The 20,218-nt window shown below is 65.5% G+C and carries 23 protein-coding genes; 12 read left to right on the forward strand and 11 right to left on the reverse strand.

Annotated features, from left to right (window positions below; translation table 11 throughout):
• Window positions 1-36 precede the first annotated feature (36 nt).
• From C563_RS0105360 to C563_RS0105375, 4 genes are all read left to right on the forward strand, one after another.
• Complete coding sequence (locus C563_RS0105360) at window positions 37-771, forward strand: GAF and ANTAR domain-containing protein (RefSeq protein WP_026264388.1); 735 nt, start codon at window positions 37-39, stop codon at window positions 769-771.
• A gap of 82 nt (window positions 772-853) precedes the next feature.
• The gene (locus C563_RS0105365) at window positions 854-1,186 is read left to right on the forward strand and encodes an ArsR/SmtB family transcription factor (protein ID WP_018761015.1); all 333 of its coding nucleotides are present in this window, start codon (window positions 854-856) and stop codon (window positions 1,184-1,186) included.
• A 12-nt stretch (window positions 1,187-1,198) separates the two neighbouring features.
• On the forward strand, window positions 1,199-1,696 hold the full coding sequence (locus C563_RS0105370) for an SRPBCC family protein (protein WP_018761016.1): 498 nt from the start codon (window positions 1,199-1,201) through the stop codon (window positions 1,694-1,696).
• Between the two features lie 165 nt (window positions 1,697-1,861).
• Window positions 1,862-2,461 (forward strand): J-domain-containing protein, encoded by a 600-nt coding sequence (locus C563_RS0105375; RefSeq protein ID WP_026264389.1) that lies wholly within the window; start codon window positions 1,862-1,864, stop codon window positions 2,459-2,461.
• A gap of 65 nt (window positions 2,462-2,526) precedes the next feature.
• Here the strand turns inward: C563_RS0105375 and C563_RS0105380 are convergent, their stop codons facing one another.
• Window positions 2,527-4,698: a transglycosylase domain-containing protein gene (locus C563_RS0105380; RefSeq protein ID WP_018761018.1), complete on the reverse strand. Its 2,172-nt coding sequence runs from the start codon at window positions 4,696-4,698 to the stop codon at window positions 2,527-2,529.
• Between the two features lie 179 nt (window positions 4,699-4,877).
• Here C563_RS0105380 and C563_RS0105385 point away from each other — a divergent pair, with 179 nt between their 5' ends.
• On the forward strand, window positions 4,878-5,504 hold the full coding sequence (locus C563_RS0105385) for a PadR family transcriptional regulator (protein ID WP_018761019.1): 627 nt from the start codon (window positions 4,878-4,880) through the stop codon (window positions 5,502-5,504).
• A gap of 80 nt (window positions 5,505-5,584) precedes the next feature.
• Here C563_RS0105385 and C563_RS0105390 read toward each other — a convergent pair whose 3' ends face one another.
• Window positions 5,585-6,934: an ammonium transporter gene (locus tag C563_RS0105390; protein ID WP_018761020.1), complete on the reverse strand. Its 1,350-nt coding sequence runs from the start codon at window positions 6,932-6,934 to the stop codon at window positions 5,585-5,587.
• A gap of 325 nt (window positions 6,935-7,259) precedes the next feature.
• On the reverse strand, window positions 7,260-8,054 hold the full coding sequence (locus tag C563_RS0105395; RefSeq protein ID WP_018761021.1) for a carbon-nitrogen hydrolase family protein: 795 nt from the start codon (window positions 8,052-8,054) through the stop codon (window positions 7,260-7,262).
• Window positions 8,055-8,086: 32 nt separating this feature from the next.
• Here C563_RS0105395 and C563_RS0105400 point away from each other — a divergent pair, with 32 nt between their 5' ends.
• Window positions 8,087-8,743: a GntR family transcriptional regulator gene (locus C563_RS0105400; protein WP_018761022.1), complete on the forward strand. Its 657-nt coding sequence runs from the start codon at window positions 8,087-8,089 to the stop codon at window positions 8,741-8,743.
• Here C563_RS0105400 and C563_RS0105405 read toward each other — a convergent pair whose 3' ends face one another.
• Window positions 8,744-10,153 (reverse strand): MFS transporter, encoded by a 1,410-nt coding sequence (locus C563_RS0105405; RefSeq protein ID WP_018761023.1) that lies wholly within the window; start codon window positions 10,151-10,153, stop codon window positions 8,744-8,746.
• A 158-nt stretch (window positions 10,154-10,311) separates the two neighbouring features.
• Here C563_RS0105405 and C563_RS0105410 point away from each other — a divergent pair, with 158 nt between their 5' ends.
• A complete protein-coding gene (locus C563_RS0105410; protein WP_026264390.1) occupies window positions 10,312-10,998 on the forward strand; it encodes a DUF2848 domain-containing protein in 687 nt (228 codons plus the stop codon).
• Window positions 10,999-11,078: 80 nt separating this feature from the next.
• On the opposite strand, the gene C563_RS0105415 is transcribed toward C563_RS0105410, so the two are convergent.
• Window positions 11,079-11,315: a DUF2630 family protein gene (locus C563_RS0105415; RefSeq protein ID WP_026264391.1), complete on the reverse strand. Its 237-nt coding sequence runs from the start codon at window positions 11,313-11,315 to the stop codon at window positions 11,079-11,081.
• Between the two features lie 86 nt (window positions 11,316-11,401).
• On the opposite strand from C563_RS0105415, the gene C563_RS0105420 reads away from it, so the two are divergent.
• A complete protein-coding gene (locus tag C563_RS0105420) occupies window positions 11,402-11,800 on the forward strand; it encodes a DUF3592 domain-containing protein (protein WP_018761026.1) in 399 nt (132 codons plus the stop codon).
• A 9-nt stretch (window positions 11,801-11,809) separates the two neighbouring features.
• Here the strand turns inward: C563_RS0105420 and C563_RS0105425 are convergent, their stop codons facing one another.
• Genes C563_RS0105425 through C563_RS0105440 form a run of 4 tightly spaced genes read right to left on the reverse strand, consistent with a single transcriptional unit; the run spans window position 11,810 to window position 14,188 of the window.
• Complete coding sequence (locus tag C563_RS0105425) at window positions 11,810-12,142, reverse strand: DUF202 domain-containing protein (protein WP_018761027.1); 333 nt, start codon at window positions 12,140-12,142, stop codon at window positions 11,810-11,812.
• The gene (locus C563_RS0105430) at window positions 12,142-12,546 is read right to left on the reverse strand and encodes a YidH family protein (protein WP_018761028.1); all 405 of its coding nucleotides are present in this window, start codon (window positions 12,544-12,546) and stop codon (window positions 12,142-12,144) included. Before C563_RS0105430 ends, C563_RS0105425 begins: the two co-directional genes overlap by 1 nt.
• Window positions 12,547-12,585: 39 nt before the next feature.
• A complete protein-coding gene (gene lhgO / locus C563_RS0105435) occupies window positions 12,586-13,788 on the reverse strand; it encodes an L-2-hydroxyglutarate oxidase (protein ID WP_018761029.1) in 1,203 nt (400 codons plus the stop codon).
• A gap of 40 nt (window positions 13,789-13,828) precedes the next feature.
• Complete coding sequence (locus C563_RS0105440; RefSeq protein WP_018761030.1) at window positions 13,829-14,188, reverse strand: YnfA family protein; 360 nt, start codon at window positions 14,186-14,188, stop codon at window positions 13,829-13,831.
• A gap of 55 nt (window positions 14,189-14,243) precedes the next feature.
• Between C563_RS0105440 and C563_RS0105445 the strand changes: the two genes are divergently transcribed.
• The 3 genes from C563_RS0105445 to C563_RS0105455 all read left to right on the forward strand — a co-directional run bounded on the left by C563_RS0105445 (window position 14,244) and on the right by C563_RS0105455 (window position 17,695).
• The gene (locus tag C563_RS0105445) at window positions 14,244-15,272 is read left to right on the forward strand and encodes an LLM class flavin-dependent oxidoreductase (RefSeq protein ID WP_018761031.1); all 1,029 of its coding nucleotides are present in this window, start codon (window positions 14,244-14,246) and stop codon (window positions 15,270-15,272) included.
• Window positions 15,273-15,414: 142 nt separating this feature from the next.
• Window positions 15,415-16,512: a ferredoxin reductase gene (locus C563_RS0105450; protein ID WP_026264392.1), complete on the forward strand. Its 1,098-nt coding sequence runs from the start codon at window positions 15,415-15,417 to the stop codon at window positions 16,510-16,512.
• A 13-nt stretch (window positions 16,513-16,525) separates the two neighbouring features.
• Window positions 16,526-17,695, forward strand: a complete 1,170-nt coding sequence (locus C563_RS0105455; protein ID WP_018761033.1) for a fatty acid desaturase family protein — start codon at window positions 16,526-16,528, stop codon at window positions 17,693-17,695.
• A gap of 69 nt (window positions 17,696-17,764) precedes the next feature.
• Here the strand turns inward: C563_RS0105455 and C563_RS0105460 are convergent, their stop codons facing one another.
• Both C563_RS0105460 and C563_RS0105470 read right to left on the reverse strand, forming a co-directional pair.
• Window positions 17,765-18,841, reverse strand: coding sequence for a cation diffusion facilitator family transporter (locus tag C563_RS0105460; RefSeq protein ID WP_043423769.1), 1,077 nt, complete (start codon window positions 18,839-18,841; stop codon window positions 17,765-17,767).
• Complete coding sequence (locus tag C563_RS0105470) at window positions 18,838-19,215, reverse strand: ArsR/SmtB family transcription factor (RefSeq protein WP_081624115.1); 378 nt, start codon at window positions 19,213-19,215, stop codon at window positions 18,838-18,840. The genes C563_RS0105460 and C563_RS0105470 overlap by 4 nt, the downstream gene beginning before the upstream one ends.
• Window positions 19,216-19,370: 155 nt before the next feature.
• On the opposite strand from C563_RS0105470, the gene C563_RS0105475 reads away from it, so the two are divergent.
• The gene (locus C563_RS0105475) at window positions 19,371-20,207 is read left to right on the forward strand and encodes an alpha/beta fold hydrolase (protein ID WP_018761037.1); all 837 of its coding nucleotides are present in this window, start codon (window positions 19,371-19,373) and stop codon (window positions 20,205-20,207) included.
• The last annotated feature ends 11 nt before the right edge of the window (window positions 20,208-20,218 follow it).

The following is a 20,218-nucleotide window of genomic DNA, read 5'->3' on the forward strand; positions in this document are numbered from 1 at the left end:
TTGACTGGATGGGTGGGTGGCGGTTCGCTGGAGGACATGTTGAGTTCATCCGACCCTGAATCTGCCCAAGACCTCCAGAGCATCCTGGTGGGCTCAGAGAATGGCATCGAGTTCCTTTCCGGGTTCTCACGCCTTGCCGCCGCCGCCGTTTCAGAGGCAGGCGGGGGTGTGGTGGAGTGTGCCGTCACCCTGAAGATGAAGCGACGGCCCACCACGGCTGCGGCCAGCAGTGCACGTGCCCTGGAGCTGGACCAGCTGGAACAGGCGTTGGGTGATGGTCCCTGCGTGAAGGCGTTGCGTGAGATGTCATTGGTGTTGATCGACGACGTCGAGTCCGATTCGCGATGGCCTGAATACAACCGGGCGCTCCTGGCGGCCAACGTCCACAGCTCGCTGGGTGTTCCCTTGGAGATCACGGGCGAGACCGCCGCGGCATTGAATTTTTTCGCCTCGCGGCCCGGCGTATTCACAGCGGACGTCCTCGAAAAGGCACTCGGCTTTGCGGCCGCCGCCCAGAACACACTGCATTTGTCGGTGCGCATCGATACCGCCCGGAACCGTGCGGACAACTTGGAGGCTGCCCTGGAGAGCAGGACCGCCATCAACCTTGCCTGTGGGGTGATCATGGCGCAGAACCGCTGCTCACAGCAGGAGGCGATGGATATCCTCGCCCGGGTCTCCAGCAACCGCAACCGGAAACTCCGGGATGTCGCCAACGAACTCATCGAGCAGTTGACCGGGAATGGCGTCAGGACCCATTTCGAGGCGTAACTGTATGCCGGCCGTTCCGGCGTCCAAGGCTGTTCAGGAGCCCCATTGACACCTCCATACTGGCGGACTAACGTACAACCAAATGGTTGTAGATCAGCTCCGTGAGTCCGAACGTGACCGCCTCTTCCAGGCGTTCGCCGATTCCACCCGGCGTGACATCGTCCGCCGGGTCACGGTGGGCGAGTACACCGTGTCCGGGCTCGCGGCCTTCTACTCCATGAGTTTCGCCGCCGTCCAGAAGCATGTGGCGGTGCTGGAACGCGCATCGCTGGTCACGAAGGAAAAACGCGGAAGGGAGCAGGTTGTCCGGGGCAACCACGAAGGGCTCCAGGAAGCCCGGCGGCTGCTCGACGAATACGAAAAGATCTGGCGGCAGCGGGCCGCCAGGATGGCAGACATTCTTGCTGAAGGTTAGGAAGGCACGGCCATGGCAGTCATCAGTATGGACAAGAACCCCGAGGCGCTCTCCCTCACGCTGGTCGCCGAGTTCGACGCCGGCGTCGAACGCGTCTGGCAGCTCTGGGAAGATCCCCGCCAGCTCGAGCGTTGGTGGGGACCACCCACCTGGCCGGCTACGTTCCACCGGCACGACTTCGTCCCCGGCGGGCGCGCAAACTACTACATGACCGGCCCGGAGGGCGAGAAGGCCCATGGCTGGTGGGAGTTTACGGCCATCGAGGCACCCCGGGAGCTTCAGTTCGACGACGGGTTCGCGGACAGCGACGGAAACCCCACGGGCGACCTGGGCGTCACCCATGCGACGGTCACGCTCGAGCCGCTGGGGGAGCGGACGCGCATGACCATCCATTCCGCGTTCGAGTCCGAAGAGCAGCTGGAGAAGATGGTTGCCATGGGGATGGAGGAAGGGATGACGCTGGCCGCCGGCCAGATCGACGGCATCCTCGCAGAGCCCGCCAACATCTGAACCTGCATCTGAACCCGGCAACCGGCAGGAACCTTGCGGCGGCGCCAGGTGGGCGGACGACGGCGGGACGTCCCGCCGTCGTCCGCCCACCTGCGGGCGTTGAACGCGCAGGCCGGCGCCGCAATACTGGAAGGCGGACCAACCTGAGGTGAGGCGGTGGCGGCAATGAGTGGGGGGTCGGCGGGGTTCCGGAGGCGGCTGGAGCGGGCGGCCGAAGTGCGTTCATACCGCGGTGCGGGCATCAGCGCCGAGGAAGAAGCCACGTTGGATGCCCTGGACGCTCAGGAGCGCGACAAGCGCCGGAAGGTCAGCGACGCCGCCCGCGCGGAATACCTGGTCCGCGATGCCATGGCGCAGGGCAAGTTCGACAACCTCAAGTACGCCGGCAAACCGATTCCCGGCCTTGGCGATTCCTATGATCCGGACTGGTGGGTCAAGGGGCTGATCCAGCGGGAGAATATCAGCGGCCTGGGGCCGGCAGCCATCCTGCTCCGCGCTGAGGATGCCCACCTTGATGCGACTCTCGACGCCCTGTCCACGGAGCAGCAGGTCCGGGACCTCCTGCAGGACTTCAACAAGCGGGTTGTCGATGCACGCCGGCAATTGCAGGGCGGTCCGCCGGTCATTACGAAGACGCGGGACGTAGAAGTGGAACTGGACCGCTGGCGGAACCGCCGGGCAGCGCGCGTTGTGGAAGTACCCGCGGAGCCGGAGCCTGTGCGTTCCTGGTGGCAGCGGCTGTGGAAAGGGCCCGGCCGGGGCTAGCGCAATTTGCGGCGCAGGCCGATCCCGCGCTGGTATCAGGGCTTCGGGTACCAGGGACTCGGGTATTAGGGCTTCGGTGTCGGATTTGGGCCAATCATCGATGCTGGCGGCGGAGCGAACGGTGCTGCGGGATACAGGGCCGCCACCTTGAGCATGTAGTTGGCCCACTGCGGCCCGGCAATCATGTAACCGTCCAGGCTGGGATAGAACGTGCCGTTGATGGTGACGTTCTGGCCGGCACGCGTCTGGCCTCCCAGGGCATCCCCAAAGAAGGACGCGGTGACCAGGCCGGTGGTGTAGCCCACCACCCAGGTGGAGCCATTATTGTTCGACGTTCCGGTCTTGGCTGCGGTGGGGAACTTGTCCTGCACCTTCGGGTTGATCCACACGCCTGATCCCCGCTTCAAAACGTCCTGCAGCACCGAGTTCACGCCACGGGCCACATCAGGCTTGACGGCGTCACGGCAGTCCGGGGCCGGTACGGGAAGTTTCGCGCCCGCGCCATCAGTGACCTCCACCAGGGCGATGGGCGTGCAATAGCGGCCCTCGGTGGCGAAGGTGGCAAAAGCGTTCGCAAGGGTCAGGGGTGCGACTCCTGTGCCGCCCAGCAAGTTGCCCAGCTGGTGCATGTTGACCGGGGTGCTGTCCAGTCCGCTATGCAGGCCCACCGAGTCCACCATCTTCTGGATGCCACAGAAGTCGAGCTGTGCTGCCGAGGCGAACGTGGCGGTGTTGATCGAGTTGTAGAGGCCGAAATTGACAGGCATTGGCCGGTAGAAGCCGTCCTCTGCGTTCTGCAGGTCGTCCGCCGCGCCGAGCGTGGGATTGTTCTGCGCTGTGTCATAGGCGCCCAGTACTTTGCCGCAGCTGTCCTTCCACGGGAAGTCGAGGGGATAGACCCGGCGTGACGCGTCCACCACCGCGGTAAGGGCCTTCCCCTCGTTCAGCCACTCGGCAAACGTGAACGGCTTCATGGTCGATCCCGGCTGGAACCCGCCTGCCCCGTTGAGGTCGTTCCCCTGCGCGTCCTTGGCGTCCACGTTAAAATTCAGGTTCGTGTCGAACTTGCCCGGTTGTGGAAGGAACACCGTGTTCTGGGCCATCGCCAGGATCTTGCCGGTGCCCGGCTGGATGCTCACCAGGGATGCGGCCCAGCGGTCCGGGTTGGCGCCTGCCGTCCCGTCCACCTGTGCCTGGGCCGCAGCTTGGAGCCTGCTGTCCAGGGTGGTAACGATCGTGAGTCCGCCCCGGTACAACCGCCGCTCCCGCTCGGCCTCGCTTTGCCCGAACGCGGGATTGTCCAGGATCAAGTGGGAAATGTAATCGCAGAAGTACGGCGCCAGGGCGGCATTGGCGCACCCCTGTTCCGGGGGCGTGATCTTCAATTCGATGGGAGCGGCCACCGCCTCGTCATGCTGGGCCTGGGTGATCTTGCCCAGGCGCAACATTTCGGACAGGACCTGGTTCCGGCGTACTGCCGAGTTGTCCGGATGGGTGGCCGGATTGTAGAACGTGGGGCTGTTCACCAGCCCGGCCAGCAGGGCCGCCTGCGGCAGGGTAAGGTCCTTTGCCGTGGTGCTGAAGAAGTAGCGGGCCGCCGCCTCGATCCCGTACGCGTTGCTGCTGAAGAAGACGATGTTCAGGTAGCCCTCAAGGATCTGGTTCTTGGTGTACTTCTTCTCGAGGGCGATGGCCAGCTTCATCTCCCGCAGCTTGTCGCCCAGGTTCTTCTGCCCGCTCAGGACCACCGCATCCGGCCTGTCCTGTGAAAGCTGGGACTCATTGAGGACATTCGTGACGTACTGCTGGGTGATGGTTGACGCCCCTTGCTCGCCGCCTTTGGTCAGGTTGGAAAACAGTGCGCGGAGGATGCCCTGCGGATCCACCCCGGCATGCTCGTAGAACCTGCTGTCCTCGATCGAAACAATGGCGTCCTTGATGAAGGGTGACATCTGGTCCAGTGGCACCCGAACGCGGTTCTCCGCATAGAGGGTCGCGATCGGCTGGCCGTCGGCGCTCAGGACCCTGGTGGCTTGTGACGGCGGCTGCACCGTCAGTTCCGCAGGCAGGTTGTCAAAGAATCCAATGGAGGAGCTGACGCCGAGGCCCGCGGCTGCCACTGCCGGGACCACCAGGCTGGCAGCCAATACGCCACACAGGATGCTGGCTGCAATGAACCCCACGAGCCGTCCCACGGCTGCGCCAAATCCATGCCTGCGCTTCCGCTTCTTCGCCATTCCTCAGCCCTCGTGCTCCAGGGTGTGATCAGGATACGCCGCCGGCCACCGCCGTAACAGAGGCCTGACGGTCAGGATTTGGTCACGGCAAAGGTCTTGACCAGCGATAGTTACCGACATATCGTTAACTATCGCTGAAGTAATCAGCGAGATACCTGAAGTGAAAGGACGATGCCGCTATGAAAGGCATATTCGACGACAAGCACCCCGGCCCGGAGTTCGCCAAAGGCCGCTTCGAGCGGGGGAGGGCCCGCAAGGGGCCGCACGGGCACCGTGGGCCGGGGTTTGGGCCCGGCTTCGGACCCGGTTTTGGACCCGGTTTTGGCCCGGGCTTTGGTCCCGGGTTCGGTCCCGGTTTTGGCCGCGGCGGCCGGCGCGCCAGCCGGGGGGATGTCCGCGCGGCCATCCTCTCCCTCCTGGCCGAGGCGCCATCCAACGGGTACGGACTGATCAAGACCATTGCCACGAAGACCGGTGGGATGTGGCGGCCCAGCCCCGGATCGATCTACCCCACCCTCCAGCAACTGGTGGACGAAGGCCTGATCGAGGCGCTCAGCGAAGGCCGGGGAACAGAGTTCGCGCTCACCGATGCGGGCAGGGCCTATGTGGCAGAGCATGCAGAGGAGATGGAAAACGCCTGGAATGCAGAGCCCGACAGTGCAGACCGGGACTTCCACGAGAGCATTGGAAAGCTAATGGGTGCCATCCATCAATTCCGCGCGGGTGTGACCGGGGAACAGCGCGCTGCAGCTGTCGCAAAGATGGATGAAACGCGCCGGGCCCTCTACAAGATCCTTGCTGACTAGCAGCTCCAGGCGGTCCGGGCCGGCAGGCGCCGGCTGCGCCCGGCCGCAGGTCCCGGGAACAGAGTTCCCGGGCGGAGAAGCTAAGCGAACGCGTCTTCCTTGGCGGGCACCCCGGCCTCGGCTGGTGCAGCGGCTTTGGCCGGGCCCGCGGCGGCGTGGGCAGCGTGGTGGTTCAGCATGTGGCCCAGGGCGCTGAAGCCCGAGCCCATTTCTCCGAAGGCGTAGGCCGTTTCCGCATGCTCGGACAGGTCCACGCCGGCGGTCTCAGCTTCATGGCTGACACGGAACCCCACCGTCTTGTTGATGACCAGGCCAATGATTGCCGTCCCGATTCCGGACAGCAGCAGGGTAATGACGACGGCGGCCGCCTGGGCCACCAGCTGCTGGATGCCGCCGCCGTAGAAGAGTCCGCCTCCTTGGCCGTTTACGGGCAGGGCAATGAATCCCAGCGCCAAGGTGCCGATGAGGCCCGCGCCCAGGTGGACTCCCACGACGTCCAGCGAATCATCGAGGCCGAAGCGGTACTTGAGGTCCACGAACACGCAGCAGGCAACCCCGGCAACGAGGCCCAGTCCTACGGCCGCGAGCGGGCTGATGTTTGCGCAGGACGGCGTGATGGCGACCAAGCCGGCAACCACGCCGGAGGCGGCGCCCAGGGAGGTCGGGTGCCCGTGGCGGACCTTCTCGGTCACCAGCCAGCTCAGCATCGCCGCGGCGGGGGCTATCAGGGTGTTGACCCAGATAAGCCCGGCCTGCTCCACGCTGGTTGCGGCGCCGCCATTGAAGCCAAACCAGCCGAACCACAGGATTGCTGCGCCCAGCATGATGAACGGGATGTTGTGCGGTCGGTGGTTGGGGTCCTTCGCGAAGCCGTGCCGCTGGCCAACGATGATGGCGAGCACCAGGGCGGCCGTGCCGGAGCTGATTTCCACCACCGCGCCGCCGGCGAAGTCGATGACCTGGCCGAAGATTGCCGTGACGGCGCCGCCTGCACTCATCAGGCCGCCGCCCCAGATCATGTAGGCGAGGGGGCAGTAGATCACCGTGATCCAGACGGGCACGAAGAGGGCCCAGGCACTGAATTTGGCGCGGTCGGCGATGGCACCGCTGATCAAAGCCACGGTGATGATGGCAAAAGTGGCGCTGTACCCGGCCTTGAGCAGGTCCGGGGACCCAATGAGGTTCTGCAGGCCGAAGCTGGTGAAGGGGTTGCCGAAGACTCCCAGCACACCGTCGCCGGTGGTCATGGAGTAACCCCACAGGACCCAGACCACGCCGACGATGCCGGCAGAGATGAAGCTCATCATGATCATGTTCAGGGCGGCCTTGGCGCGGGTCATGCCGCCGTAGAAGAGGCCAAGGCCAGGAGTCATCAGCAGTACCATCGCGGCTGAAATCATCAGCCAGACGTGTTGGGCAGTGATTTCCACTGGTGGGTCCCTTCGCAGCGTGAACGTTGTGCGGGGCCCTTTTGGCCCCGCGGCATTTCCCCCGCGGTCCATTTTTCGTGCCGCGTGTTTCAGCCAGTGCCGCTTAAAGTTGCGGCCGCGTTACACAAATCGCTCCTGCGTGAAGTTCACGTATCAGCCATGTTTCAGGAATGTAAACGCGCCCCCACCGTGAGGAATCGTCCTGGCCGCCGGACCCCGCGATGCTGCGGACTTCGCGGGGTTTCCGGCTGCTCCAGGGGTGAGAATCCGCCGTCGTGCGTCTTTTCGCCTTATGTTTCGGCGCCGTGAACGGCGATTCGCCCGTTCAGAAGCTGCGGGCGTTGGCCAGGACCGGCAGCGTGGCGCGTACGGAGTCCACGGACGCCGGATCGATGTCGACGACGGCGAGTTCAGGTTTTCCGCCGAGTGACACCACGGCGGTACCCAGGGGAGTGACGACGGCGCTGTGCCCGATTCCGGTGGGCGCCGCACCTGCGGGGCCTGCGCCGATGGTTTCGGGATCGCCCTGGCCGCACGCAACCACGAACGTGGTGCTGTCCAGTGCCCGGGCACGCACCAGCAGGTCCCACTGCTCGGCCTTGCCCTCGCCGGCTCCCCAGGAAGCGCACACAATGTTGACGTGTGCTCCCGCGTTGGCGTTGGCCGTGAACAGGGCCGGGAAACGGACGTCGTAGCAGGTGGCCAGGCCGAACACGGTGCCGTCGAGCTCGAACGTTACCGGCGCCTGCCCGGCGTCCACCGTCTTGGATTCGGTGAAGCCGAATGCGTCAAAAAGGTGGACCTTGTCGTAGGACGCCTCCACGGAGGGGCCGGTGACCAGCAGCGTGTTGCGGACGCGCCCTTCCGCGCCGGGGGTGAACATGCCTGCCACGATGGTGATGTCCAGGTCTTTGGCGACGCGGCGCACCTCGCCTGCCCAAGGGCCGTCAAGTGGTTCGGCAATGTCTTTCAACGAGTTCCCAAAGGCCCGCATGGCCGCCTCCGGGAAGACCACCAACTGTGCGCCGGCGTTTTTCGCCTGGGCCGCGTAGTCCCTGATGATGCCGAGGTTGGCCGCGGTGTCGGCGCTGCTGATGATTTGGGCGATGGCGATACGCATGGAAGATCTCCGATCTGTTGTATACATAATGTATGGTAAAAATTTCGGGTTCGGCCGCTTCGGGCCGCGAAAAGGCGTACGCCTACCTGCGCGAGAACGTCCTGACGGACCCGGAACTGCAAGGCCGCTTCCTCAACGAACAGGAGCTTGCGGCGGACATCGGGGTGTCCCGCACTCCGGTGCGCGAGGCGCTGTTGCTTCTGGTTTCCGACGGGCTGGTGGAGCTTATTCCGCAACGGGGCGCCTACGTTCCGGTGGTCACCGGCCGGGAGATTTCCGAGCTGATGGAACTTCGCGGCGTGCTGGAAAGCCATGCGGCCAAGCTTGTCATTGACGAACACCGGGTGCCCGCCAAGCAAATGCAGGACACCCTGCGGCAGCAGGCGCAGATTCCGGACAACGATGAACCGGACGATGCCCGCGAATTCATCCGCCTGGACACGCTCTTCCATCAGCAGCTCATCGACGCCGCCGGAAACGAACTCATTTCCCGAACGTACAGCAAGCTGCATGTCCGCCAGGTCCTGGTGGGCGTTGCCGCACTGTTCCGCACCGGAGGCAGGCGCGAGGCGGTGTGCGCCGAACACCAGGACATCCTCGATGCCCTGGTGGCCGGCGATTCCGCACGTGCCAAAGAGGCTATCGACCATCACCTCGCGGTGACTCGGGACATCCTCCTGCGGAGCTGATCACCGGGCTTCGCCTGCGCCGGACACGCGGGCCGCTTCGCCGGCCGCCCTGGATTCAGCACCGCCTTCCAGCAGCAGGCGGTAGTCCTGGTCCTCCACGGTGTTGCTGTCGCGGCCCAGGGCAAGCCCCACGAGGGTTACGGCCGCTGCGACCGCAACGTAGATGGCCACCGGAATCCAGGTGCCAAACTGCGACAGCAGCACGGTGAACAACAAGGGGGCGATGGCGCCGCCGATGACGCCTGCGAAGGTGTAGGCCAGTGAACTGCCCGTGGACCGGAGCCGGGGTGAGAACTGCTCCACGATGAAGGCGGCCTGCGGCCCGTACATGAAGGAGTGCGCCGCCAGGCCCAGGACAATGCCCACGATCAGCATCGGCTCATTGTTGCCGCCAAGGACGCCAAAGAAGACAAAGGTCCACACGGCGCCGGCCGCTGCGCCCACGCCGTAGACCAGGCGCCGGTTGAAACGGTCCGAGACTGCGCCGGCCAGGGGAATCATGAACAGCTGGAAGGCCGAGCCCACCAGGACTGCGGTGAGCACCTGGTTGCGTTCGTAGCCGAGCGCCTGGATGCCGTAGGTGAGGGTGAAGACGGTGAACAGCGCGTACAGCACGTCCGGGCCCACCCGGCACAGGATGGCGGCAACGAGTGGCCGCAGTTCCGTACTGAACACTTCCCGGATGGGCGCGGCGGGCTGTTCTCCATGGGCTTCGATCGCCTTGAAGATGGGGGTGTCCTCCAGCTTGAGCCGGATCCACAGGCCGAAACCGACCAGCAGTGCGGAGACCAGGAACGCGATGCGCCACCCGAAGCTGATGAACTGCTGTTCGGTGAGCATCAGGGTCAGGACCGCCAGCGCACCGTTGGCCAGCAGGTTCCCGGCGGGCGGACCCACCTGCGCGGCCGAGGCCCAGAAACCCCGCCGCTGCGGGTCGCCGTATTCGCTGGAGAGCAGCACTGCGCCGCCCCATTCACCGCCCACGCCCACGCCCTGGGCGAAGCGCAGGAGCACCAGGATGATCGGCGCGGCAATGCCAATGCTGTCGTAGCCAGGAAGGACGCCGATCAGCACCGTTGCCACGCCGATGATCATCAAAGTGGTGACCAGGACCTTCTTGCGTCCGATCCGGTCACCGAGCCGTCCGAAGACCACACCGCCCACGGGCCGTGACACATAGCCGACCGCGTAGGTGGAGAAGGCGAGGATGGTGCCGGTCAGGGGATCGGAGGACGGAAAGAAAACGATGGGGAAAACGACAGCGGCCGCCGCGGAATAGACGGCAAAGTCATACCACTCCAGTGCCGTGCCGGTCAGGCTTGCCGCAAATGCCTTGACCAGGCCCTTTGGGCGGATTGGCGGGCCTGACTGGGGCGCTGCGCCCGCACCGGAAACCGGAGAATTGCTCATTGTGTCCTCCACAGTGGATTTTGAGGTGACGCCTGTCACGCTGGCGTTAAATGTATACATTACGCATACTGGATGTACATTGGCGACTGTTTCCGGTTTCCGGTTTGTTAATTTTCCCGCGGTGCACCGGCTCCGCGGCCTTCGAAAAGGACGGCACCATGACGGCTCTCAGCTTTGAACTTCCCGACGGCAGCATCAAGAACGTGCAGGTCCGGCACCTCCTCAACGCCGGCTACGCGGGGCGTGAGCAGGATGAGGTGCAGGCCCACATCGCAGAACTTGCTGAGCTCGGGGTCCCCGGCCCCACCACCACTCCGGCCATGTACCCCGTCTCGCCCTACCTCGCGCAGCAGGTATCCGAGGTCCGCGTCCAGCATGGACGCACGTCCGGTGAGGCGGAATGGGCGCTGGTCATCACCGACGACGGCGTCCTGCTCACCGTCGCCTGCGATCACACGGACCGTGAGCTCGAAGTGCATGGTGTGGCGTGGAGCAAGAATGCCAGCCCTGACGTCCTTGGCCGCAAGGCGTGGCGGCTTGACGATGTGCGGGACCACCTGGACCGCATCACGCTGCGCGGCTGGGTAGGGGAGGGGGAGACCCCGGACACCCTCATCCAGGACAGTTCCCTCGAGGCCCTGCTGACCCCGGACTACTGGCTGGAGGTGCTGGCCGCGCGCGGGCTCAACCAGCCGGGCACCGTGCTGATTTCCGGCACCGTGGCGATGACGGGCGGCGTCAACCAGTTCGCCCGCAGCTGGAAGGTGGAGATGGCGGATCCGGAGACGGGAGAATCGCTGGACGTCCAGTACGTCGTGGAGCAAATGCCGCAGCCCATCGGCTAAGCGCTGCACCGGGGCAATAACGGCATAAAAAAGGTTCCGCCGCCCCACCAGGGGCGGCGGAACCCTTCCGCGCCGCGAAGCTACTGCCTGTAGCCCTCCACTTCACTGACGGGACGGGCCTGGGCCTCGTTGGGGTTTTCCCCGGATTCCTTCTTGGCCCGCCTTTGTCGCAACAGGTCCCAGTATTGGTCCAGGCTTTCCTCCACGTACTTCAGGCGCGCCTGGTCCGGGGCCTGGCCTCCGGTAGACCCTTCGCGCAGCGCATGCTCCTCTTCCACGAGGGCCTGGATGTGCGTCAAAATATCCTGATCATTCATTGGGCTTCCCCTCACTCCGGTCCGGTCACCTTCAGCCTACGTAGCTGGTGCTGAAGCCACCAGTCCCGCGCTGTACCATCGATTTCATGTCCACTGCGCTCGATATGGCAGGTCCCATCCTGGAAGTACTGACCTGGTTGTGCCTGCCCGCCGGGCTGGGACTGCTGTTCTACACCGGGTTCCTCCGCCGCTTCATCCACCCGTGGGACGTGGCAGAAGCCGTGGTGTATTCGGACTCCACCGGCGTAGGGTTCCGCTGGTACGACCGGAAGCACCAGGTGCACAACGCCCCCATGTCCCCGTACGACATCAGGGACATGGCCGTGGGGGACACGTTGCCGATCTACTACCACCCCAAACGCCCAACCCAGTGGCAGTCCACCGTACCGGAAGAGGCGGGCAGGACGGCGTCAGTCCTGGGCCGCTGCCTGACGGCCATCGGCACCGTGGCCCTGTTGGGCGGCTTCGTCCTGCCGATGTTCTAGCTTCGGCTGCTAACCTGTCACCACCACCACAACGCCGAGGGCGCCCAGGACCACGCCCGCGAAGGCGGTCCAGAGCACAGCCGAAAGGTCCGCTTCGATGCTCTCCCCGGCCAGGCCGTGGGACCTCGCCCGGTAGCGGCGGCGCTGGGTGAGGTAGATGGCCAAGGCGGCGGCTCCGGACACCGCCGGGAGCATCAGGATGGGCGGCCCGTACGTGGGAAGCCAGCGAAGGAAGAAGGCGCTCGCCGTCACCAGCGCCAACATGGTCCGGCCCCAGGCCAGCGCCGTCCGTTCGGGTTGGAGACCCGGATCACCGTGCGGCCGGGGTGCGCCGGATGCCATCAGCGCAGAAGGACAAAAACGAGGACGACGGCGGCCGTCAGCGCGCCTGCCCCGGCCAGCAGGGGGACGAAGAAAGGCAGCGGAAGCGGTGCTTTGTTGCGCATGCTGCGCTCCACGCGAAGCCACCGCATGGCAGCGCCGCCGCTGAGCATCATGCCCATGAGAAGGAGGATGATGGCCAGGCCTTTGCGGACCGGTTCGATGAAAAGGCCTGAGGTAAAGGCTTCGAGGGCAATGCCACCGGCGAGCAGCGCAAGGGAGGTGCGGATCCATGCGAGGAAGGTGCGTTCGTTCGCGAGGGTGAACCGCGGATCCGGTTCCTCGCCGCCCGGCAACAGGCGTTCGGCGAGCCGTCCGCGCGGCGGCGGGGCTGCGGTCCCGGGCGGATGCTCACTGTTGGTCACGGGCCCAGTGTAGCCGCGCCGTCAAAGCACGGACTCCGGTCAGGCCGCCCGGCGGAGTGCCGCCTTGCCGGCCAGATGCTCACCGATGGGGAGCGCGGCAGTGGCTGCGGGGGACGGGGCGTTCAATACGTGGAGCATCCGGTCGGTCCCTGCCAGCAGGAAATCGTGGAGGAGCGTGCCGTCCCGGCGTACCGCCTGCGCCCTGATGCCTGCCTCGCGGGGCAGCAGGTCGCCTTTGGCCAGGCCAGGCGCGTATTTTCGGCATTCCTGCAGGTAGCTTCCCTTGAACAGGGAGTTCCGGACCTCCCGCACGGCGGTGGCGGCATTGGACCTCGCCACGTGCCACAACCCCGGAAAGCGCAGGTAGCGGGCCACGTCCTTCGGATGGACCGAGAACTTGGCGTACCCCTCCCGGGACAGGCCCAGCACCGCGTTGGGTCCTACGGTGATGCCGCCGTCGATGGTGGGCGTCAGGTGCACGCCCAGGAAGGGCAAGTCCGGGTCGGGCACCGGGTAGATCAAGTGTTTGACGTAGTCCGATTTTGCGGCCGGCAGCTCAAAATACTCGCCGCGGAAGGGAACGATTTGGACGTCGATTTTCATACCCGCCAATTCGGCGAGCCGGTCCGACTGCAGCCCGGCGCAGGCCACCAGGCGGCGGCAGGCGTAGACGTCCCCGTCGGTCCCAACCTCCACGTGGCCGGCGTGTTCCACGATGGAGGTGACCCGGGCTCCGGTGTAGACGCGTCCGCCGGCGGCCGTGATGAGTTCGGCCAGCTTGCGCGCCACCTCCGGGTAGTCAACGATGCCGGTGCTTGGGATGAACAGGGCCCCCAGCCCAGCAACATTGGGTTCGCGCCGGTTGAGCTCGGCCCCGTCGATCCGCTCGCAGTCCAGGCCGTGGATGGCGGCACGCTCCTCAAGCCGGTCCAGCCGTTCCCGTTCCACCGCCGAGGTTGCCACCAGAAGTTTGCCCGGCTCGGCATACCTGATGCCGTGGTCGCGGCAGAAATCCTTGGTCTGGCGGGCTCCGGCCTTGCAGAATTGGGCCTTGAGGCTGTCCGGGGCGTAGTAGATGCCGGAGTGGATGACGCCGCTGTTGTGCCCCGTCTGGTGCGAAGCCAGCACAGGGGCCGCCTCCAGCAGGACCAATGATGCGTCGGGCTCTTTCCGCAGGAGGTGGTAGGCGGTGGCAAGGCCCACGATTCCGCCACCAATGATGCAGTAGTCCGTCCGTTCCACGGCTCTCCGCCTTTCGTCGTGGCTAGAGTCTAGCTACCCGTCACGCTCCGCTCCGCGGCGCGAACATGATCAGTGCTACGCCCAGCAGGCACACCACGGACCCCGCAATGTCCCACCGGTCAGGACGGAAACCGTCGAACGCCATGCCCCAGGCCAGGGAACCGGCCACGAACACTCCGCCGTACGCCGCCAGGATCCGGCCGAAGTGCGCGTCGGGCTGGAGGGTGGCCACAAAGCCGTAGGCGCCCAGGGCGATCACGCCCAGTCCGGCCCACCACCAGTCCCTGCCCTCGCGGACGGACTGCCAGACCAGCCATGCGCCCCCGATTTCGGCTGCGGCGGCGAGGACGAACAGCACAATCGTCTTGAAGACACTGACGGTTCCTTCAGGAATATCCACGCAGCCATCATGCCAGCCGGGAATTCGGCAGGCTGCCGCGCGGTTGGGGGAAAGTATGGAGCGCATCGGATTTCTTTCCTTCGGCCACTGGGGTCCCGGACAGGGTTCCCGTACCCGGACAGCGGCCGACGCCCTGCTCCAGGGGATTGATCTTGCGGTAGCCGCCGAAGAACTCGGAGTTGACGGCGCATTTTTCCGTGTCCATCACTTCGCCCGCCAGCAGGCCTCCCCGTTCCCACTTCTTTCTGCCATTGCCGCGCGCACCAGCAAGCTGGAAATCGGCACAGGCGTTATTGACATGCGCTACGAGAATCCGCTGTACATGGCGGAGGAAGCGGCTGCGGCAGACCTGATCAGTGGCGGCAGGCTGCAGCTGGGAATCAGCCGCGGCTCACCCGAACCTGCCCGGAACGGCGCTTCGGCTTTCGGATACCGGCCGGAGCCCGGGGAGACCGACGCGGACATGGCCCGGCGCCATACGGCGGCTTTCCGCCAGGCCATCACGGGTGCGGGCGTGGCCCAGGCAGACCCCCGGTACGCCGGCGGTGCCACCGGACTCCTGCCCGTCCAGCCCCAGTCGCCCGGTTTGGCGGACCGGATCTGGTGGGGCGCAGGCAGCCGGAAGACCGCGGTGTGGGCTGCTGAACTCGGCATGAACCTGATGAGCTCCACCCTGCTCACGGAGGACACCGGCGTTCCGTTCCATGAACTCCAGGCTGAACAGATCCAGCTGTTCAGGGAGGCGTGGGCCGCGGCAGGACACACACGCCCTCCACGGGTGTCGGTCAGCCGCAGCGTCCTTCCCATCGTGGATGACGAGGACAGCTACTACTTTGCGGGCAGCGCGCTCCGCGACGGCCGCGACCAGGTGGGCGTGATTGACGGCTTCACCGCAAGGTTCGGCAAGAGCTATGTTGGCGCACCTGACCTCTTGGCGGAGCAGCTGGCGGCAGACACGGCAGTGCAGGCGGCCGATACGCTGCTGCTGACCGTCCCCAACCAGCTGGGCGTGGAGTACAACTCCAAGCTCCTGGGCACCATCGTGGAACACGTTGCGCCGGCCCTGGGATGGCGCCGCCGCTGACGCCGGGGAACTTTCCGTGAGACCTAACCGTTACTCTTGAAGAGCGTGGTGGGGGCTTCGCGCCCCTACTACTGTGTGACTGCGGAACGGTCATATGACGGAGAGAGAGAAATATGGCTCACACCGCCTTAGGCTTGATCGCATGATCCGGCTACGACAGCTGGCCCAAGCGGCTTCTGTGCTGACCACGCCTCTGGCGCCAGAGGACATTCTGTCCCTGTTCAACCCTGTCTACTCGGCCCGGCAGCTTCGGGGCGTCGTGACCCGCGTGGTCCAGGAGACGGCCCAGTCGGCCACGATCTTCTTCCGTCCCGGGCGCGGCTGGAAGGCGCACCTTGCCGGGCAGTGGGCGCGCATCGGCGTCGAACTCGACGGCGTACGCCACTGGCGCTCCTACTCCCTCAGCGCCCCGGCGGGCAAGGACCCCGCCATCACCGTCACCGATGTCGGAGCTGTTTCCGGCACATTGGTGCGCACCACCAAGCCGGGCGACGTCTTGTTCCTTGCCCCGCCGCAGGGTGATTTTGTTCTTCCTGAGCACCCCAGGCCCCTGCTCATGGTCACGGCCGGCAGTGGCATCACCCCGGTGATGTCCATGATCCGCACCCTTGTCCCGCGGCGGCCTGATGCCGACGTCGTCCTGGTCCATTCCGCCCGCACCCCGGGTGACAGCCTCTTCCGCGAGGAACTGGCCGAGTTGGCGGACCAGTTTCCGAATTTCCGGCTGGCGCACTGGTACACGGGCGAACAGGGCCGGATGGACTTCTCCAGCACCCGGGAGCTGGACGAGATCTGTCCCGACTGGAAGGAACGGTCAGCCTACGCCTGCGGCCCGGACAGCTTCCTGGACGACGCCGAAGCGCTGTGGAAGCGGGCAGCCCTGACCACCGGCGCGCCCGGGACCGACGTCGCAGTGGCCGGAGACGCCGGCAACCTGATGATCGAACGCTTCAACACCACCTTCAACGCCGGTGTAGGCCACGACGGCGGCCTGGTCACCTTTGAGGCCTCCGACCGGGAGGTGGAGGCCGACGGCGACACCCCCATCCTGGACATCGGCGAGGACGCCGGGGTCCTGATGCCCAGTGGCTGCCGGATGGGTATCTGCCACAGCTGCCTCACCCCGCTCCTGGCTGGCCAGGTCCGCGACCTCCGCACCGGGGAAGTCCATGGCGAACCCGGCGAACTTATCCAAACGTGTGTCTCGGCAGCCGCCGGACCCGTCAACCTCGAAATCTGAGGAGCACCACGGTATGTCAGTAATCTCACCCGCCAAGGCCACGGCCACGGGAAGCTCAAGAACGCGCCCCGGCAAGCTCGCAGAATCCGGCAGCCCCACGGTCCGGCCCCCGGCGGCAGCGCACCTCAGCGACGAACAAGTGGCGGAGCTCGGCCGTGAGCTCGACGCCATCCGGGACGAAATCCTGGGAAAGCGCGGTGCGGAAGACGCCGCTTACATCCGCCGCATGATCAAGATCCAGCGCGGGCTTGAAATCTCCGGCCGGGCCGCCCTGCTGGTCAGCAAGAACAAAGCAGCCTGGGTTACCGGCACCACGCTCCTGAGCCTGGCCAAGATCCTGGAAAACATGGAGCTCGGCCACAACATCCTGCACGGACAGTGGGACTGGATGCGGGATCCGGATATCCACTCCACCACGTGGGAGTGGGACTTCGTTACCCCGTCGCGCTCCTGGCAGCACACGCACAACGACCTCCACCACCGCTGGACCAACGTGGTGGGCAAGGACAACGACGTCGGATACAACCTCCTCCGGATGGATGAGAACCAGCCGTGGAAGCCCATCAACCTGGCCAACCCGCTGTTCAATGCGATCCTTGCGCCGGTGTTCGAGTGGGGGATCGCCGTCTACGATCTCGAGCTGACCGAATACAAGGAAGGCACCAAGTCCAAAGAGGCCCTGCTCAAGGACCTCAAGGCCCTCGGCCGCAAGGTGATCACCCAATTCACCAAGGACTACGCTGCCACCCCTGCGCTCGCGATGATCACCGGCTCCGCCAAGCAGGCCCTGTTCGGCACGATCGCCGCGAACGCCATCCGCAACGTGTGGGCCCACGCCGTCATCTTCTGCGGCCACTTCCCGGAAGGCACCGACACCTTCACCGAAGAAATGGTGGAGGGTGAAACCCGGGGCGACTGGTACGTTCGCCAGATGATCGGCTCCGCCAACATTTCGGGGTCCCGGTTCATGCACCTCATGACCGGCAACCTGTCGCACCAGATCGAGCACCACCTCTTTCCGGACCTGCCCTCCAACCGGTACGCGGAGGTGGCCCCCAGGGTCCGCGAGATCTGCCAGCGCTATGGCCTGAAATACACCACCGGTCCGCTGCTCAAGCAGGTGGGTTCGTCTTGGGCGAAGGTGTTCAAGCTGGCGCTGCCCGGCAAGGCTGCCCGGGCCTAGGAACCACACACGACGCAAAAAGTGACCCTGCCGGCGAAATCCGGCGGGGTCACTTCCTGCGTTTGGGCCCTAGCGCCGGGCTTCCGGCGCCAGGAGCATGTGGTCCAGTTTCGGCAGGGCGTGCCGGAGCCGGTGCTCGGCGCGCTCCAGGGTCTCTGCCGCCTGCGACAACCCGGTTTCGGCCAGTTCCAGGCGGGCAGTCCCCTGCAGCCGGTGGCCGGACCACCGCAGCTGCAGCTGCCGGACCGCGAGGACCCCGGGAGTCCCTCCGAGTGCGGCTTGGGCGAGTTCCACCAGTTCCGGCTCGATGCCGTCCATGAGCCGCCGCCCGATGCTGCGGACCGTTCCCCACAGGAGCACCATGATCGCGGCAGAAATGGCCAATCCCACGATCGGGTCCGCCAAGGGGAAACCAAGCATGACGCCAACGGCGCCGATCACCACGGCCAGCGACGTGAAGCCGTCCGTCCTGGCGTGCACACCGTCCGCCACGAGCGCCGCAGAACCGATCCTGCGGCCCACCCGGATGCGGTAGATTGCCACCGCCTCGTTCCCGGCGAAGCCAATCAGGCTCGCCGCCATGACCCACCCCAGGTTTTGCAGGGGCTGCGGATGGATGAGCCGGTCAACGGACTGCCAGCCCGCCACAATAGCGGAAAGGGCCACTACAGCCACGATGAACAGGCCGGCGAGGTCTTCTGCCCGGCCGTACCCGTACGTGTACCGGCGGGTCGCGGCCCTGCGCCCCAGGATGAAGGCGATCCACAGTGGCACTGCGGTCAGGGCGTCGGAGAAGTTGTGGATGGTGTCCGCGAGCAGGGCCACGGAACTGCTGAACAGGACCACCAGGAACTGCAGCAGCGTGGTGGCCAGCAGGACAAACATGCTGATCTTCAGCGCCCGGATGCCCTCCGTGCTGGCCTCCATGGCGTCATCGATGGAATCCGCGGCATCGTGGGTGTGCGGCACGAACAGCTCGAAAAGCCATCCTTTGAAACCGGAATGGTGATGGTGCCCGTGGTCGTGCCCGTGCCCGTGCTGGTGGTCGTGATCGTGCGCATCGTCATCGTGGTGGTGATGGTGGCCCGCGTGGACGTCGTCGTGATGGGTGTGCGCATGCGTTGATTCCTGGTGCGGCCCGGTCATGAGGCGCTCCCTTGTGCGTGGTGGGCGGGTGCGCGGTGGTGCGCCGGTTCGCCGCCGAGTGCGTGTTCGGCCTGGAAAATGGCGTCAGCCACCAATTGCCGGGCGTGTTCGTTCTCCAGCCGGTACAGCACCCGCGTCCCGTCCTGCCGGGTGGATACCATCCTGGCCAGCCGCATTTTGGCCAGGTGCTGGGACACGGCAGCGGGGGATTTGCCTACCGTGTCGGCCAAGGCGCCCACTGCCATTTCGCCGTCGCGAAGGGCAAGGATGATCCGCACCCTCGTGGCGTCAGCCAGCATCGAGAAGACCTCCACGGCCAACTCCACGTACTGGCTGTCCGTCCCCAGCGAGCAAGCATTCTTATCTGCATTCATGCGCATATAGTGTCACAACGCGGACCCGGACGCACTGCACGCCTGTCTGTCGGACGGCCATCGCGGGCGAGCCAGCACGGCCACCTACAGTAGGAGGGGTACGGGCACGGCGTGATGCCGGCCGCTTCGGCCAGTCTCGAAAGGAATTTACCCCGATGGCTTTCATTACCGTTGGTACGGAGAACAGCACCGACATCGAGCTCTACTACGAGGATCACGGTTCGGGCCAGCCCGTGGTGCTTATCCACGGCTACCCGCTGGACGGATCGTCCTGGGAAAAACAGACTGCCGCGCTCCTTGGCGCGGGCTACCGGGTCATCACCTACGACCGCCGCGGCTTTGGCAAGTCCAGCAAGCCTGCCGACGGCTACGACTACGACACCTTCGCGGCAGACCTCAACACCCTGCTGACCACCCTGGACCTGGACAACGTGGTGCTGGTGGGCTTCTCCATGGGCACCGGCGAGGTGGGCCGCTACCTTGGCACCTATGGCTCGGCGCGGGTGGCCCGCGCCGCATTCCTCGGATCCCTGGAGCCCTACCTGCTCAAGACCGACGACAATCCTGACGGCGTTCCGCAGGACGTTTTTGACGGCCTCAAGGCCGCCGTTACTGCCGACCGGTATGCGTTCTTCACCGAATTCTTCAAGAATTTCTACAACTCGGAGACCTTCCTGGGCACTCCGCGCCTCAGCCAGGAAGCCGTCGACGCCAGCTGGAACCTCGCCGCCGGTGCCGGTGCCACCGCGTCCGTTGCCGCCCAGCCCACGTGGCTGACGGACTTCCGGCAGGACATCCCCAAGATCGATGTTCCCGCCCTGATCGTCCACGGCACCGCCGACAACATCCTGCCCATCGACTCGACCGGGCGGCAGATCGCCAAGGCGTTGCCCACGGCGGAATACGTCGAGATCGAAGGCGCGCCGCACGGCCTGCTCTGGACGCACGCCGCAGAGGTCAACGAGGCATTGCTCGGGTTCCTTTCCAAGTAAGGAATCCTCGG

Source organism: Arthrobacter sp. 135MFCol5.1 (genome assembly GCF_000374865.1).
Classification (GTDB): Bacteria; Actinomycetota; Actinomycetes; order Actinomycetales; family Micrococcaceae; genus Arthrobacter.

What these genes read in the sequence shown, in the direction of transcription:
- C563_RS0105360 (WP_026264388.1), top strand. Translation starts at nt 37, where the DNA reads ATGTTGAGTTCATCCGACCCTGAATCTGCCCAAGACCTCCAGAGCATC.
- C563_RS0105365 (WP_018761015.1), top strand. Translation starts at nt 854, where the DNA reads ATGGTTGTAGATCAGCTCCGTGAGTCCGAACGTGACCGCCTCTTCCAG.
- C563_RS0105370 (WP_018761016.1), top strand. Translation starts at nt 1,199, where the DNA reads ATGGCAGTCATCAGTATGGACAAGAACCCCGAGGCGCTCTCCCTCACG.
- C563_RS0105375 (WP_026264389.1), top strand. Translation starts at nt 1,862, where the DNA reads ATGAGTGGGGGGTCGGCGGGGTTCCGGAGGCGGCTGGAGCGGGCGGCC.
- C563_RS0105380 (WP_018761018.1), bottom strand. Translation starts at nt 4,698, where the DNA reads ATGGCGAAGAAGCGGAAGCGCAGGCATGGATTTGGCGCAGCCGTGGGA.
- C563_RS0105385 (WP_018761019.1), top strand. Translation starts at nt 4,878, where the DNA reads ATGAAAGGCATATTCGACGACAAGCACCCCGGCCCGGAGTTCGCCAAA.
- C563_RS0105395 (WP_018761021.1), bottom strand. Translation starts at nt 8,054, where the DNA reads ATGCGTATCGCCATCGCCCAAATCATCAGCAGCGCCGACACCGCGGCC.
- C563_RS0105400 (WP_018761022.1), top strand. Translation starts at nt 8,087, where the DNA reads ATGGTAAAAATTTCGGGTTCGGCCGCTTCGGGCCGCGAAAAGGCGTAC.
- C563_RS0105405 (WP_018761023.1), bottom strand. Translation starts at nt 10,153, where the DNA reads ATGAGCAATTCTCCGGTTTCCGGTGCGGGCGCAGCGCCCCAGTCAGGC.
- C563_RS0105410 (WP_026264390.1), top strand. Translation starts at nt 10,312, where the DNA reads ATGACGGCTCTCAGCTTTGAACTTCCCGACGGCAGCATCAAGAACGTG.
- C563_RS0105415 (WP_026264391.1), bottom strand. Translation starts at nt 11,315, where the DNA reads ATGAATGATCAGGATATTTTGACGCACATCCAGGCCCTCGTGGAAGAG.
- C563_RS0105420 (WP_018761026.1), top strand. Translation starts at nt 11,402, where the DNA reads ATGTCCACTGCGCTCGATATGGCAGGTCCCATCCTGGAAGTACTGACC.
- C563_RS0105425 (WP_018761027.1), bottom strand. Translation starts at nt 12,142, where the DNA reads ATGGCATCCGGCGCACCCCGGCCGCACGGTGATCCGGGTCTCCAACCC.
- C563_RS0105445 (WP_018761031.1), top strand. Translation starts at nt 14,244, where the DNA reads ATGGAGCGCATCGGATTTCTTTCCTTCGGCCACTGGGGTCCCGGACAG.
- C563_RS0105450 (WP_026264392.1), top strand. Translation starts at nt 15,415, where the DNA reads ATGATCCGGCTACGACAGCTGGCCCAAGCGGCTTCTGTGCTGACCACG.
- C563_RS0105455 (WP_018761033.1), top strand. Translation starts at nt 16,526, where the DNA reads ATGTCAGTAATCTCACCCGCCAAGGCCACGGCCACGGGAAGCTCAAGA.
- C563_RS0105460 (WP_043423769.1), bottom strand. Translation starts at nt 18,841, where the DNA reads ATGACCGGGCCGCACCAGGAATCAACGCATGCGCACACCCATCACGAC.
- C563_RS0105470 (WP_081624115.1), bottom strand. Translation starts at nt 19,215, where the DNA reads ATGAATGCAGATAAGAATGCTTGCTCGCTGGGGACGGACAGCCAGTAC.
- C563_RS0105475 (WP_018761037.1), top strand. Translation starts at nt 19,371, where the DNA reads ATGGCTTTCATTACCGTTGGTACGGAGAACAGCACCGACATCGAGCTC.